Origin of the sequence: Geodermatophilus obscurus DSM 43160 (assembly GCF_000025345.1) — a bacterium.
Classification (GTDB): Bacteria; Actinomycetota; Actinomycetes; order Mycobacteriales; family Geodermatophilaceae; genus Geodermatophilus; species Geodermatophilus obscurus.
In genome coordinates this window covers 4,481,823-4,496,400 of record NC_013757.1, presented here as the reverse complement: position 1 = coordinate 4,496,400, position 14,578 = coordinate 4,481,823, and the positions used below count along the sequence as shown (strand labels likewise).

Annotated in this window: 10 protein-coding genes; 6 read left to right on the top strand and 4 right to left on the bottom strand. The window is 76.8% G+C overall.

Going from position 1 to position 14,578, the window contains the following annotated elements:
* Positions 1-55 precede the first annotated feature (55 nt).
* The gene (gene secA, locus GOBS_RS20905) at positions 56-3,286 is read left to right on the top strand and encodes a preprotein translocase subunit SecA (RefSeq protein ID WP_041241609.1); all 3,231 of its coding nucleotides are present in this window, start codon (positions 56-58) and stop codon (positions 3,284-3,286) included.
* A 154-nt stretch (positions 3,287-3,440) separates the two neighbouring features.
* Here secA and GOBS_RS20900 read toward each other — a convergent pair whose 3' ends face one another.
* Both GOBS_RS20900 and GOBS_RS20895 read right to left on the bottom strand, forming a co-directional pair.
* Positions 3,441-4,025, bottom strand: a complete 585-nt coding sequence (locus tag GOBS_RS20900) for an Rv3235 family protein (RefSeq protein WP_012950263.1) — start codon at positions 4,023-4,025, stop codon at positions 3,441-3,443.
* Between the two features lie 41 nt (positions 4,026-4,066).
* On the bottom strand, positions 4,067-4,795 hold the full coding sequence (locus GOBS_RS20895) for a LysM peptidoglycan-binding domain-containing protein (RefSeq protein WP_012950262.1): 729 nt from the start codon (positions 4,793-4,795) through the stop codon (positions 4,067-4,069).
* Positions 4,796-4,896: 101 nt separating this feature from the next.
* On the opposite strand from GOBS_RS20895, the gene GOBS_RS20890 reads away from it, so the two are divergent.
* The gene (locus tag GOBS_RS20890) at positions 4,897-5,466 is read left to right on the top strand and encodes a hypothetical protein (RefSeq protein ID WP_012950261.1); all 570 of its coding nucleotides are present in this window, start codon (positions 4,897-4,899) and stop codon (positions 5,464-5,466) included.
* Between the two features lie 21 nt (positions 5,467-5,487).
* On the opposite strand, the gene GOBS_RS20885 is transcribed toward GOBS_RS20890, so the two are convergent.
* Positions 5,488-5,763, bottom strand: a complete 276-nt coding sequence (locus GOBS_RS20885) for a helix-turn-helix domain-containing protein (protein WP_012950260.1) — start codon at positions 5,761-5,763, stop codon at positions 5,488-5,490.
* 181 nt (positions 5,764-5,944) lie between these two features.
* Here GOBS_RS20885 and GOBS_RS20880 point away from each other — a divergent pair, with 181 nt between their 5' ends.
* From GOBS_RS20880 to GOBS_RS20865, 4 genes are all read left to right on the top strand, one after another.
* Positions 5,945-6,898: an SAF domain-containing protein gene (locus GOBS_RS20880; RefSeq protein WP_012950259.1), complete on the top strand. Its 954-nt coding sequence runs from the start codon at positions 5,945-5,947 to the stop codon at positions 6,896-6,898.
* Positions 6,898-8,193 (top strand): CpaE/TadZ family protein, encoded by a 1,296-nt coding sequence (locus GOBS_RS20875; RefSeq protein WP_012950258.1) that lies wholly within the window; start codon positions 6,898-6,900, stop codon positions 8,191-8,193. The genes GOBS_RS20880 and GOBS_RS20875 overlap by 1 nt, the downstream gene beginning before the upstream one ends.
* A gap of 80 nt (positions 8,194-8,273) precedes the next feature.
* Positions 8,274-9,653 (top strand): WS/DGAT/MGAT family O-acyltransferase, encoded by a 1,380-nt coding sequence (locus GOBS_RS20870; protein WP_012950257.1) that lies wholly within the window; start codon positions 8,274-8,276, stop codon positions 9,651-9,653.
* A gap of 72 nt (positions 9,654-9,725) precedes the next feature.
* Positions 9,726-10,238 (top strand): DUF6912 family protein, encoded by a 513-nt coding sequence (locus GOBS_RS20865; protein ID WP_012950256.1) that lies wholly within the window; start codon positions 9,726-9,728, stop codon positions 10,236-10,238.
* Between the two features lie 20 nt (positions 10,239-10,258).
* Here the strand turns inward: GOBS_RS20865 and GOBS_RS25765 are convergent, their stop codons facing one another.
* On the bottom strand, positions 10,259-14,458 hold the full coding sequence (locus GOBS_RS25765; RefSeq protein ID WP_012950255.1) for an FtsK/SpoIIIE domain-containing protein: 4,200 nt from the start codon (positions 14,456-14,458) through the stop codon (positions 10,259-10,261).
* Between the last annotated feature and the right edge of the window lie 120 nt (positions 14,459-14,578).

Here is a 14,578-nt window from a genome sequence, read left to right as displayed (position 1 = left end):
GGCGGGTCGTCGCCGGCAGCCCCGGGCAGCCGGTGGCGCCGCCTACCCTGGACACGTGGTGTTCTCGAAGATCCTCCGAGCCGGTGAGGGCAAGATCCTCCGACGACTGAACAAGATCGCCGACGCGGTCGAGTCGCTGGCGGAGGAAACTGCCGACCTCACCGACCCGGAGCTGCGCGCCAGGACCGACGAGTTCAAGGAGCGCCTGGCGGAGGGGGAGACCCTCGACCAGCTCCTGCCGGAGGCCTTCGCCGTCGTCCGCGAGGCCGCTACCCGCACCCTCGGTCAGCGGCACTTCCGCGTGCAGGTCATGGGCGGCGCCGCGCTGCACCTGGGCAACATCGCCGAGATGCGCACCGGTGAGGGCAAGACGCTGACCGGCGTCCTGCCCGCCTACCTCAACGCGCTCACCGACCAGGGCGTGCACGTGGTCACGGTGAACGACTACCTGGCCAAGCGCGACGCGGAGTGGATGGGCCGGGTGCACCGCTTCCTCGGCCTCTCCGTCGGCGTGATCCTCTCCGGCGAGCGCCCGGCGCAGCGCCGCGAGCAGTACGCCTGCGACATCACCTACGGCACGAACAACGAGTTCGGCTTCGACTACCTGCGCGACAACATGGCGTGGAACAAGTCCGACCTCGTGCAGCGCGGGCACCACTTCGCCGTCGTCGACGAGGTCGACTCGATCCTCATCGACGAGGCCCGCACGCCGCTGATCATCAGCGGCCCGGCCGGCGACCCGGCGATGCACCGCTGGTACACCGAGTTCGCGCGGCTGGCCCCGATGATGCAGCGCGACGTCCACTACGAGGTGGAGGAGGGCAAGCGCACGGTCGCCATCACCGAGGAGGGCGTGGAGTTCGTCGAGGACCAGATCGGCATCGAGAACCTCTACGAGGCGGCCAACACCCCGCTGATCAGCTTCCTGAACAACGCGCTCAAGGCCAAGGAGCTCTACCACCGCGACCAGCAGTACATCGTCAGCAACGGCGAGGTGCTCATCGTCGACGAGTTCACCGGCCGCGTGCTGTCGGGCCGGCGCTACAACGAGGGCATGCACCAGGCCATCGAGGCCAAGGAGCGGGTGCAGATCAAGGACGAGAACCAGACCCTCGCCACGATCACCCTGCAGAACTACTTCCGGCTCTACGAGAAGCTGTCCGGGATGACGGGCACCGCCCAGACCGAGGCCGCCGAGCTCTCGCAGACCTACGGGCTGGGCGTCGTCCCGATCCCCACCAACCGGCCGATGGTCCGCGAGGACCGCTCCGACGTCATCTACAAGACCGAGCAGGCCAAGTTCGACGCCGTCATCGACGACATCGCCGAGCGGCACGAGGCCGGGCAGCCGGTGCTGGTCGGCACGGCCAGCGTCGAGAAGTCCGAGCTGCTGTCCAGGCTGCTGCTGCAGCGCGGCATCAAGCACGAGGTGCTCAACGCGAAGAACCACGCGCGCGAGGCGCACATCGTGGCCCAGGCCGGCCGGCTGGGCGCGGTCACGGTGGCCACCAACATGGCCGGCCGCGGCACCGACATCCAGCTCGGCGGCAGCCCCGACTTCATCGCCGACGAGGCGCTGCGCGCCCGCGGCCTGTCCCCGGCGGAGACGCCGGAGGAGTACGAGGCGGCCTGGGACAGCGCGCTGGAGAAGGCCAGGGACCAGGTCAAGGCCGAGCACGAGGAGGTCACCGCGGTCGGCGGCCTCTACGTGCTGGGCACCGAGCGGCACGAGAGCCGGCGCATCGACAACCAGCTGCGCGGCCGCTCGGGCCGCCAGGGCGACCCGGGTGAGTCCCGGTTCTACCTGTCGCTGGGCGACGACCTCATGCGGCGGTTCAACGGCCCGATGCTCGAGTCGATGATGACCACGCTGCGGGTCCCCGATGACCAGCCGATCGAGTCGAAGATGGTCAGCCGGGCGATCCTCTCGGCACAGACCCAGGTCGAGCAGCAGAACTTCGAGGTCCGCAAGGACGTCCTGAAGTACGACGAGGTGCTCAACCGCCAGCGCACCGTCATCTACGCCGAGCGGCGCAAGGTGCTCGACGGCCAGGACCTGCACGTGCAGGTCCGTTCGATGGTCGACGAGGTCGTCAGCGCCTACGTCGACGGGGCGACCGAGATGGGTTACGCCGAGGACTGGGACCTCGAGCAGCTGTGGACCGGCCTCAAGGCCCTCTACCCGGTGGGCCTGGACCGCGACGAGCTGATCGACCGGGTGGGCGACGGCGACCAGGCGGCGCTGACCGCCGACGTCCTCAAGAGCGAGCTGCTCGACGACGTCCACCGGGCCTACGAGGAGCGCGAGGCCACCCTCGGCGCGGAGGTCATGCGCGAGCTGGAGCGCCGGGTGCTGCTGTCGGTGCTCGACCGCAAGTGGCGCGAGCACCTCTACGAGATGGACTACCTGCGGGCCGGCATCCACCTGCGCGCGATGGCCAACCGCGACCCGGTCGTGGAGTACCAGCGCGAGGGCTACGACATGTTCGTGTCGATGCTCGACGGCATCAAGGAGGAGTCGGTCGGCTTCCTGTTTAACCTGGAGGTCAAGACCAAGGAGCAGCAGGACGCCGAGGCCCGCGCCAAGCAGGCCGAGGCCGAGGCCAAGGCGCTGGCCGTGGCACAGCAGGGGACGGCGCGGGTGCGGGCCCGGCAGGCGGCGGCCGCGCAGGCCGCGGCGGCGCAGGCGGCCGCGGCGGCTCCGGCTCCCGCTGCCCCGGCTCCGGCTCCCGCTGCCCCGGCTCCCGCCGCCCCGGCCGCGGCACCGCCGGCTCGACAGGCCCTCGCCGAGCCGGACCTCGCCGAGTCGGCTCCTGCTGCGCCCGCTCCCGCGCCGGCGCAGCCGGCCCCGGCGCCCGTCGAGCCGGCTCCCGCCGTGGCCCAGGCGACTGCGGCGCCGGTCGAGGTGGTCCCGGCGCCGGTCGAGGGCGACGGCGTCGCGCCGGCCGCCGAGCCCGTCCCGGCGGCCCGTCGCACGGGGACGGCCCGGCGCGGTCGGCACGCCGCGCCGGAGGACGTCGCCCCGGCAGCACCCGAGGTCGAGGAGCCGGTGTCCTCGGGCACCGGTCCGGAGCTGTCGGTGAAGGGTCTCGACGACCCGCACCGCAGCGACCAGCTCAGCTACTCGGCGCCTGGCCTGGACGCCTCGCCGCGGGAGAGCGGGCGGGTCAAGGCGGCGAAGAGCGCGACCGTGACCGGCACCAAGGAGCCGGCCCGGAACGCGCCCTGCCCCTGCGGCTCGGGCAAGAAGTACAAGGTCTGCCACGGAGCGCCCTCGCGCGCCTGAGGGGAGGACCACCCCCTCCCCACGTCTCGTGAGGGGACCCCGTCCTCCTCACCCTCCGTAGGAGGACGCCGTCCTCCTCGCCGCTCGCAGGCTCGCGGCGAGCCCCTGGACGGGGCCGTCGCGGAGCGGGCCGGCGGGACCGGGACGGGGCGGTTCAGCCGATCTGCAGCGCCGTGCACCGCCACCGCCCGTCGATGCCCTCCAACCGCGCGGCGACCGCGTGCGCCCGGCCGGCGCGGCGGGCCACCGCGGTGATCTCGGCGACCCCGTCGACCGGTTCGCAGACGTGCACCGGGCCCAGCAGCACCGGAGCGGTCCCGCCGGCGCACCACCGGGGGCGGCGGCCGCTGGAGAGGGCCGCGTAGACGCCGAGGGCGGTGAGCGGCTGCACCTGGGTCAGCGGTCTCCGCCCGGCCAGCGCCTCGAGGGTGAGGGTCAGCAGCCGCCGGCCGGCGATCCGCGGGTCCGGCAGGTCGGCACGGCCCGACCAGGTCGGCTCGAAGCCCGGCACGAAGCCCGCGGGCGGGTCCTCCGGGCGGGGCCGCGGACCTGGCCGGTGCGGCACCCGCGGGATCGCCGCGCCCGGCAGCACCAGCCGCAGCACCGGCTGCGGGTCCAGCGGTGGCTGCGGCGTCGGGACGACGGTGAGCCGCAGCGTCGCCGTGCGCAGCGGCTGCGGGCTGGTCGTGGGCGCGGTCTCGTCGGCGGCGGGCTGGACGGGTGTGGCGGGCGCGGTCATCGGGAGTTCTCCGGGGCTCGGGGACGGGCAGGTGAGCGACGTCAGGACGCCGGGGGTGGGCGCAGCACCTGGCCCGGCAGCAGCAGGTCGGGGTCGGGGCCGATCACGGCGGCGTTGGCGTGCCACCAGGCGTCGACGGCGGCGGCCACCTCACCGTCGGTCGGGGTGCGGCCGGTCCGCTGGGCGAGGTCGCCCGCGGCGACGTCCCACAAGCACTCGCCCCGCAGGACGACGTGCTCGCCCGCCGCCGGGGCCGGCCAGTCGGGCACGACCGGTGCGGACGTCGGCCGATCGGGCCCGGGCTCCGGGGCCGGCGTGGCCGGCCAGTCCGCGACGGGTTGCTGCGCGGAGGGGACGGGGCCGTCCGCGGATGCCACGGCGACGGCCCGGGGGAGTGCCCCCGAGGCCGGAGTGCAACCGGCCAGCAGCGGGCCCCCGGTGACCAGCCCGACGCCGAGGGCCAGGGCCGCTGCCCGCCGGGCGCCACCGGGCAGCACGCACCGGGTCAGGGCCCGCGCGAGCGTGCCCGCGGCCCCGGGCAGCGCGGACAGCGCGGTGAGGGTCAGGCCGAGTGCGCCCCAGAGCCAGACGGCCCAGGCGAGCACCGCGACACCGGCGAGCAGGACCGTCTCGGCGCCGGCTGTGTCGACGGCGCGCTGCAGGTCCGGACCGGCGTCGGTCAGTCCCCTCAGATCGGGGGTGACCGCGCGCAGACCGGCGGCGGCAACAGCCATCGCGGCCGTCGTCCCCAGCAGGCGCCGGATCGACATGTCTCCTCCTCGACTGATCGACTGCTGCCTGACTAAAGCAACCAAACCGACGCAAACGCAAGATTCCGCGTCCACTAGTGTGGAAACCGAGGAGGTGGCGGATGCGGTGGCAACGGCTCTTCGCCGACCTGCAGGCGGAGTTCGACGAGGCGGAGGCCGCGGCCGAGCGGGCGGAGGACGCCTCACGCCGGCGCGCGGAGACGGGGGCGGTCCGGCTGGTGGACCGGCTGGCCGGCGCGCTCGGCCGCCCGCTGACCCTGCGGTGCCACGGCGCCGGTGACGTCGCCGGCGTCCTCGTCGAGGTGGGGCCCGACTGGCTGCTGCTGACCGACGACGGCCGCCGCGAGGTCCTGGTGGCGACCTCGACGGTGCGGACGGTCGGTGGACTCGGGCGGGTCACGGCCCCGGCTGAGGACCCCGGTCCGGTTCGGGCACGGCTGGACCTGCGGCGGGCGCTGCGTGGCCTGGCCCGCGACCGGAGCGTCGTGCAGGTCGTGCTGGACGACGGCGCGGTGTACGTCGGCACCGTGGACGGCGTCGGCGCCGACCACGTGGAGCTCGCCGAGCACGCGGCCGACCTGCCGCGCCGGACCTCGGCCGTGCGCGGTGTGCGGGCGATCGCCCTGCCGGCGGTCGCGGTGGTGCGGACGCTGGCGCCCGGCCTCGACTAGAGCGGACCGGACCGTGCGGGGTCAGCCCCGGCCGCGCCCTCCGGGGCTGCTCGCCGCGTCGTCCTGCTCGGCCTGCCCATCGGCCGCGGGCTCCGGGGGGACCGAACCGGCGCGCGCCTCGGCGTACTTCCGCGCGATGAAGCGCTCGAGCTCCTCGTTCTCGACCCGCCACTGGCCGCGACCGCCGATCTGGATGGCGATCAGCTCCTTGCGGCGCACCAGCGCGTAGGCCTGGGACCACGAGACGTTGAGGATCTCGGCGACGTCGTCGAGGGTCAGGAACCGCGGTGTGGGCATCAGGTCTCCGTCCGGTCCCGGACAGTCTGGCAGCCCCGTCCGGGTGGCATGCGCGCTGTCCACAACCCCGAACGTGTGGACAGCGCCTGCACGCACCGGCCCCGCTGCCGCATCATCTGCGTCCGACCGTGGCCCACCCGGGCCGTCCACGGCGTCCGTGCAGATGGAGGAACCGCTGGCTGTGAGCGCCTCGCGCACCGTGCCCACCGCCCCGGTCGCCGCCACCTCGGGCACCGCCGCTCCCGTGCCGGGGTCGGCACCGCGGCGGATCCGGCCCCCGCGCTGGCTGGACCTGCGCCTGGTCCTGGGCGTCCTGCTGGTGCTCGGCTCGGTGCTGCTGGGAGCCCGCGTGGTCACCGCCGCCGACGCGACGGTCCCGGTCTGGTCGGCCGCGGGCGACCTCGCCGCCGGCACCGTGCTCGCCGCCGGGGACCTCGTGGCCGTGGACGTCCGGCTCGACGACGTCGCCGGCGCCTACCTCGCCACGAGCACCCGCCCGGAGGGCCGCACCCTCGCCCGGGCCGTGCGGAACGGCGAGCTGCTGCCGCGCACGGCGCTGGAGGAGCCGGCCGAGCTGGTGCAGCTCGCGCTGCCCGTGCAGGCCGGGTACGTGCCGCCGGGGCTGGACCGCGGCCAGGTCGTCGACGTCTACGCCGTCGCGGACCCCGCTGCCGCGGCCACCGCGACGGGGGACGGCAGCGTGGCCCTGGTCGTGGCGGCGGCGCCGGTGCAGGCCGTCTCCGGGCGCACCGAGGGCGTGCTGTCGACGGCCACGACCACGGTGCAGGTGGTCGTCTCGGTGCCGGTCGACCAGGCGCCGGTCGTGCTCGAGGCGATCGGCGGCCGACCGCTGGTGGTCGTGGTGCACGGCTCGGTGGACGTCGCCGCCGGTGTGGCGCCGACGCCGTCCGCTCGCCCGACCGCGACGTCGTCACCGGCCTCGCCGTCGGCGCCCACGGTCCCGTCACGCGCGCCTGTTCCGCCGACTCCGCCCGCCGCTCCGGCCACTCCGCCCGCCGCTCGGACCACTCCGCCGGCCGCGGACCCGGCCGTCCCGCCGGCTGCGTCCTCCGCGACGCCGTCCGGCGAGCCGGGCGCCGCGGCGCCCGCCGTCCCGGGGACCGGGACGCCCTGATGGCAGTGCAGGTGGTCACCGCCGTCACCGGCGCCGGCTGGGAGTCCGCGCTGGTCGGTGCCCTCGACCGGGCCGACCACGGCGTCACCGTCGTCCGCCGGTGCGTGGACGTCTCCGAGCTGCTGGCCGCAGCGGCCACGGGGACGGCGCAGGCCGCCCTCCTGTCGGCGGACCTGCGTCGCCTCGACGGGGACGCCGTCGCCCGGCTGTCGGCGGCCGGGGTGGCCGTCGTCGGGCTGGTGGACCCCGGGGACGAGCGGGCCGCGGACCGGCTGCGCGGCCTCGGGGTCGGGCGGGTGCTGCCGGCCGACGCCCAGCCGGAGGAGATCGCCCGGGCGCTCCGCGAGGCGGTGGCCGGAGGCTCGGCCCCCGGGCGGGACATCGCCGACCCTCGGGCGGCCCTGCCGGCGCACGGGCTGCCCGAGCCCGCGCCGGAACGGCCGGCCGGCCGCGGTCGGGTGGTGGCGGTCTGGGGCCCGACCGGCGCGCCCGGCCGCACCACGGTGGCCGTGGGGCTGGCCGACGAGGCCGCCCGGCTGGAGGTGCCGACCCTGCTGGTGGACGCCGACGTCTACGGCGGTGTGGTGGCCCAGGTGCTCGGCCTGCTCGACGAGTCACCCGGCCTGGCCGGCGCGGCCCGGCAGGCGGCCGCGGGCACCCTCGACGAGGCGGCGCTCGGCCGCCTGGCGTGGGCGGTGCGCCCGCGGCTGGGTGTGCTCACCGGTCTGGCACGTGCGGACCGCTGGCCCGAGCTGCGCCCGCGCGCCGTGGCCGCCGTCCTCGACGAGGTGCGCCGCAGTGCCGAGCTCACCGTGGTGGACTGCGCGTTCAGCCTGGAGGAGGACGAGGAGCTCTCCTTCGACACCGCGGCGCCCCGGCGCAACGGCGTGACGCTCACCGTCCTCGAGGCCGCGGACGTCGTGCTCTGCGTCAGCGGCGCGGACCCCGTGGCACTGCAGCGGAGCATCCGCGCCCTCGGGGAGCTGCGTGACGTGCTCCCCGACGTCGAGCCGGTCGTGGTCGTCAACCAGGTGCGGCGTGGCCCGGTGCCCGGTGACCCCCGCCGTGAGATCGGGGACGCGCTCGAGCGCTTCGCCGGCCGCGAGGTGGGCTTCTTCCTGCCCGCCGACCGACGCGCCACCGATGCGGCGCTGGCTGAGGGGCGCACGCTGGCCGAGGTGGCGCCGTCCTCCCCGCTGCGGGAGGAGCTGCGGTCCGTGGCGGCGGCGCTCACCGGTGTGCCGGTGCCGACCTCCGGTCGCGGGCGCCCGCGGCTGCGCCGCCGCGCCGGCTGAGGCGGCGACCACTCCGTCCGGGATGCCCCTCGACGGCGCCGCGTCGTAGCGTGGGGACCCCGACCGGGAGGAGACCTGAGGTGGAGCGCCTGACCACCCTGGACGCGTCGTTCCTCTACCTGGAGAAGCCGGACAACCCGATGCACGTGGCCGGCGTGCTCGTGCTCGAGCCGTCCACGGGCGGTCTGGACGCGCTCGCCTCGCTGGTGGAGGCCCGTCTGCCCCTGGTCCCGCGCTACCGGCAGCGTGTCCTCGAGGTGCCCGGTCACCTGGCCAACCCGGTGTGGGCCGACGACCCCGACTTCGACGTCGAGTACCACGTCCGCCGGTCCGCGGTGCCCCGGCCGGGGACGCAGGCCCAGCTGCTGGACCTGGTCTCCCGGGTGGTCGCGCGGCCGCTGGACCGCAACCGGCCGCTGTGGGAGCTCTACCTCGTGGAGGGCCTGCCCGAGGGCCGGGTCGCGGTGATCACCAAGACGCACCCGGCGCTGGTCGACGGGTTGGGCACCGTCGACATCGGCCAGGTCCTGCTCGACGACTCGCCCGACGCGTTCCTCCCCGAGCCGGAGCACTGGCGCCCCCGCCCGTTGCCCGGTGCACTGCGGTTGGTCGGCCAGGCGGTGGAGGAGTACGTGCAGCGCCCTTCGGCGGTCGTGCAGACCGCCCGGCACGCCGTCACCGACGCCCGGGCCACCGGCGCGCGGCTGACCAGCGCGGCCGGCGGGGCGGTGCGGGCGGCGCGGTCGGCCCTGTTCCCGGCGCCGCACAGCCCCCTGAACGCGGTCAGCGGCAGCCAGCGCCGGGTCGCGGTCGCCCGGGCCGAGCTCGACGACGTCAAGCGGGTCCGCAAGGCGCACGGCGGAACGGTCAACGACGTGCTGCTGACCGTGGTGACCGGGGCGCTGCGGGACTGGCTGCTGTCGCGGGGCCAGGCCGTCGTCGGCTCGACCTCGGTGCGGGCGCTGGTGCCGGTGTCGGTGCAGGACGAGGGGGAGGAGGTCCCGGGCACCCGGGTGTCGAGCTACCTGGTGGATCTGCCGGTCGGGGAGCCGAACCCGCGGGTCCGGCTGGCGCGGCTGAGCTTCGCGATGCGCGGTGTGAGCCAGCACGGCCGGTCGGTCGGCGCGGACACGCTCATCGCGCTCACCGGCTTCGCCCCGCCGACGCTGCACGCGCTCGGCGCCCGGGCGGCGCGCGGCCTGTCCCGCCGGATGGCCAACCTGGTGGTCACCAACGTGCCGGGCCCGCAGGTGCCGCTCTACGCCGCCGGCGCCCGGATGCTGGAGGTCTTCCCCGTCGTCCCGCTGGCTCCGGGGCAGGGCCTGTCGGTGGGCATCACGAGCTACGACGGCCGCGTCTTCTTCGGCCTGAACGCCGACCGCGACGGCGTCGGGGACGTCGACGTGCTCGCCGACCTCATCGAGCAGGAGCTCGCCGGCCTGGTCGAGACCGCGGGCTGACCCGGGGCGGGCGGGACCGCCCGGGCGCCGGGATACCGTCGGGCGTCCGCCCAGCGCGAAGGAGCCAGCCCGGTGCGTGTCTACCTGCCCGCCACGACGAGCGTCCTGGGGACCCTCGTGGACGACGGGCGGCTCACCGGCCCGCTCACCGCCTTCGCGGTCACCCCGGGTCTGCGGGAGTTCTACGCCCTCAGTGACGCCGGAGCTGACGAGGAGGAACTCGAGTACGCCGCCCTGCTGGCGGCCGCGCGGGCCAGCCTCCGGCTCGTCGACGTCGACCCCTCGGCGGCTCGGCGGCGGGTCGTGCTGGCCGCCGACGTCCCCGACGCCGCGGTCGTCGACATCGAGGACCCCGACGCCGACCGCGGTGCCGTCCGCGTCACCGGGGACGTCGCCCTGGCCGACGTGGCCAGCGCGCACGTGGACGACGCCGAGGCCGAGGACGACGTCCGGGCGGCGGTCAACGTGGTGCTCGAGGCCGACCTCGGCAGCGAGGACGCGCAGTTCGTCGTCGATCAGGCGGAGGGGCACGAGCTCGCCTGGTACGCCACCCAGGAGATCGGGGCGCTGCTCGAGCTGCTCTGAGTGCGGCCCGGAGCGGGCGGTCACCGCCTCGCTCCGCACATCCCGCTGCTCGTGAGCGCCTCGACCGGGCTCCCCGCCGGCGGGTCGCGGCGGGCCACCTGGACCCGCTGCGCGGTGCCCGACACCACCAGCCAGCCCGAGCCGGGGCGCGCGGGGACCGGCGTGCGGGGGAGCCGGATGGCGAGCAGGTCGGCGTCCCCGGGACCCGGGGACAACAGCAGGCCGCTGCGCCGCCGCCGCAGCGCGGGCACCGGACCCCGGTAGGCGGCCGACAGCTCGGCGGCCGTCCCCGCCATGACGAGGACGACGTCCGGAACGGACTCCGTCGCGGGCAGCGCAGCGAGCACCGCGGAGTCGGCGAGCAGCGCGGCGTCGTCGACGACCACGGCGGCCGGGTCGCCGTGCAGCCCGGCGAGCCACGTCTGCCAGCCGGCGACGTCCGTGGCGTCCAGCCGCAACCGCCCCGGCGCGTCGTCCGCGTCCAGCGTGCTCCGGACCACGTGCAGGACCGCGACGCCCGCGGCGGCGAGGTGGCGGGCGCAGGACTCCAGCGCCGTGGTCCGGCCGCTGCCGGGCGGCCCGGCGACGAGCAGGCCTCCGGTGCGTGTCAGGTCGATGGTCAGCACGCCGCCGTCGTCGCCGCCCGGACCGACCGGCAGCAGCAGCGGGTGCCCCGTGTCGGTCGACTCCGGCAGCGGCAGTACGGGCGCGGCCGGCAGCTCGGGGACCGACAGCGGCCGTCGCCGTCCGGGGGCGGCGGCCGGCCAGGTGCCGGGCAGCTGGCGGGGCAGCGCGAGCTGGCACTCCCGGGCGTCCTCGCCCACCAGCGCGCGCCCCGGCGGCCGGTGCCCGGGCACGTTGCCGGCCGGGACACCGGCGACGGCGTAGTCGGCCCGGTCGGCCAGCGGCAGCACCAGCCGGGTGTCGACGGCGTTGGCCAGCCGGCCGCCCGGCACCGCCCGGTCGGCGGTGAGCAGGCACGTCAGCCCGGCCGCTCCGCCGTCCCGGACCACGCGCAGCAACGCCGCCGATCCCCGTCCCGGATCGAACTCGTCCAGCTGCGCCATGACCGACTCCGCGCCGTCGACGAGCAGCAGCAGGTGCGGCGGCGGGTCTCCCGACGGGGCGGCGCGCCGTGCGGCCACCTCCTGCGCCAGCCGGTCCAGCAGCCGCACGGTGCGCAGGGCGTCGTCCTGGCCGACCGCGGTGCCGGTGTGCGGCAGACCGGCCACCGCCGCGGCCAGTCCGCCTCCGCCGTGGTCGAGCACGTGCACGTGCAGCCGGTCAGGGGCCAGTGCGCTGACCGCTTCGGCCAGCGCGGTCCGCAGGAACGTCGTCCGCCCGCTGCGGGGCCCGCCGACCGCGAGCCATCCGCCGGCGCGGGCCAGGTCCAGCTCGACCGGCTCCTGCGCCTGCACGTCCGGGCGGTCCAGCAACCCCAGTCGCAACCGGTCCGCCGCGGCGAGCTGCCCACCCCGGTGCTCGAGGTCCTCGGCGGTCAGGTGGTCGGGGAGGGCGGGGCGCCAGGGCCGGTGCGGCAGCGGCAGACCCGTCTCGCCGGCCCGGCGCACCAGCGCCTCGGTCAGCACGGCGAGGTCGCTCCGCCCGGCCGGTCCCGCCTCCGCCGCGGGCGCCAGGGGGGCCGGCCAGCGCCAGGGAGCCACCTGCGGTCCACCGTCCCGGACGTCGAGGGAGCCGCCGCTGACCCTCGCGGCCTGGAAGAGCACGGCGGCGCCCCCGCCGGCCCTCAGGTAGCCGCGGCCGGGGGTGTCGACCGGCAGGACGGCGGCCTGTGCGGAGCCCAGGACGTCCCGGGACTCCGCCTCGTCGGTCGTCCGCAGGCAGACGCGCAGCGTGCAGTTGGACCGGATCTCGGGGGAGACGACCCCGCTGGGCCGCTGGGTGGCCAGGACCAGGTGCACGCCCAGCGAGCGACCCCGCTGCGCGATCCCGACGAGCCCGGACAGGAAGGCGGGCAGCTCCTCGGCCAGCCCGGCGAACTCGTCGACGACGATCACCAGCCGGGCCAGCTCCACCGCGTCGGGCAGGGCGCTCAGGTCCGGCACGCCGTGGGCGGCGAGGAGGGCCTCGCGCCGGGTGAGCTCGGCGGTGAGCGACCGGAGCGCACGGGCGGTGGCCGCGCCGTCGAGGTCGGTCAGCAGGCCGACGGTGTGCGGGAGCGCGGCCGCCTCGGCGAACGCCGCGCCGCCCTTGTAGTCGACGAGCAGGAACGAGCAGCGGTCCGGCGGGTGTGCCAGGGCCAGGCCGGCGATGAGGGTCTGCAGCAGCTCGGACTTGCCGGAGCCCGTCGTCCCGGCCACCAGGACGTGCGGTCCGTGCCGGCACAGGTCGACCGACAGGTCGCCGGTCGCGGTGCGGCCCAGCGTCGCGACGAGCGAGTCCCGGGCGCGGGACCAGCCGCCGGACGGCGCGCCCGCAGGTGCGGGGGCCGCCCCGGCGGCCCGCAGGTCGAGCAGCCGGACGTGCCGGGGGAGGGCGGCCTCGGAGGTGGCCGGTGCCAGCGCGGCCAGGTCGCGAGCCAGCTGCGCGGCCACGCGGCGGGGCAGGTGGTCGACCGCCGTGACCGGCCGCCGGCCCGCACCGGACCGGAGGAGGATCGCCTGCCCGCCGGTCTCCCCACCGAGCTGCAGCACCGCCTCGCCCAGCCCGGGGAGGTCGGCTACCGACGACCCGCAGGCCAGGGGGACGACGCCGGCGGAACGGGCCGTGCGCAGGGCGGCGAGCAGGCGGGGGCCGACCGGCCGGTCGACCAGCACGACGATCCAGCCGGGTGCGCTGTCCTCCGCCGCGGTCCGCCGGGACAGCAGGGCGGTGAACCACCGCAGCGAGTCCCCGTCGGCCGCGTCGGCCGGGGGAGCGGAGTGGACGTGCACCGCCTCGGCGGCGAGGTGCGGGAGCCACCGCAGCCACGCCCAGTCGGCCAGCCGGTCCGGTGTGGTGAGCAGCGCCAGCTCCACCTCACCGGGGGCGTGCAGGGCTGCCAGCTGACCGAGGACGGCGCTGAGGACGCCCACCGCCGGGGCGCGCGGACCGGCGACCCCCAACCCACCGGTGCCGCCCAGCGCGACGACGACGGGCAGCGAGTCCGACGGCTCCCGCCGGGGGGGACCGTCGGACTCCAACCGCACCACGCGGGACTCCCCGGGGCCGGTTCCGATCCGCACGGCGAGCGCGTCGGCGTCCCCTCGGCGGCGCTGCCAGAGGTCGGTCGACCGCCGCCGCGCGGCGGTGGTGAGGGCGGCGAGGTCCGGGTGCGCGGCCGCCGCGTAGCGCTCGTCGGCGCGGAGCGCTGCCGCCAGCCGGTCCCGCGCCGCGGCGAGCTCGGCTGCGTGGGTGGCGCGGGCACGTCGGGAGCTGCGCCGGCCCGACCACCGGTCGGACAACCAGGTACCGACCGCCACCACCGGGCTCAGCAGGGCGAAGAAGAGGAAGTGCGGCGAGTCCAGCACCCAGGCCAGGACCACACCTCCCACCGCCGGCAGCGCCACGGCGACCCACGCCAGCCGGCGGGGTGGCGCGGGGGTGGGCGCGGCCGGGAAGGCGACCTCGACGTCCTCGCGCGGCGGGTGCAGCCGCGGGCGCGGCTGCAGGCGCAGCCGTCCGCCGTCCCCCGTCCGCAGGGTGGCCCGGGCGCTCCCGGGCCCGGCGGTCCGCAGCGTGCTGGACCCCAGCCGGAGCGGCGCGCCCGCCGGCCAGGGACGCGGCTCCCCGTCGAGCGGCACGCCGCCAAGCTCGCTGCCGTTGCTGGACCCGAGGTCGCGCACGGTGAGGTCCCCGGCGCCGACCTCCACCATCAGGTGCCGGCGCGACACGTCGGGATCGGTCAGCCGGGCGGTGGCCTCGGCTCCGCGGCCGACGACGTGCCGGCCCCGCTCCAGCGACAGGGTCGTGCCGGCATCCGGGCCTCCCACGACGTGCAGTTCCAGCGCGCTCGACCGTGCGGCGGCGTCCGGGCGCGGGCCGGGCCGGCCCAGCCCCAGCAGCGCCCCGTGCGCCAGCGCCGGCTCGCTCAGCGGCAGCTCGTCGCCCAGCCGGGTGCTGCCGGACCAGAGCTCCGCGGACGGCAGGCGCAGGGCGGCGGCCAGCGGGGGCAGGACGGCGCCCAGGCGGTCGTCGTTCCGGGCCGAGACCGCCACGTCGAAGGCGCCGGTGGGCGCGACGAGGGTCCAGCACCGGGTGGCGTGGGAGCGGGCGGGCACGCCGTGACCCTGCTCGCCGCAGACCGCCCACCGGGTCCGCGCGCGGATCTGTGGACGCCGGACGGGGCTGTGGACGCCAGGGGCCGGATGCCGGGCGAGGACCCCTACCGTCCGCCCCGA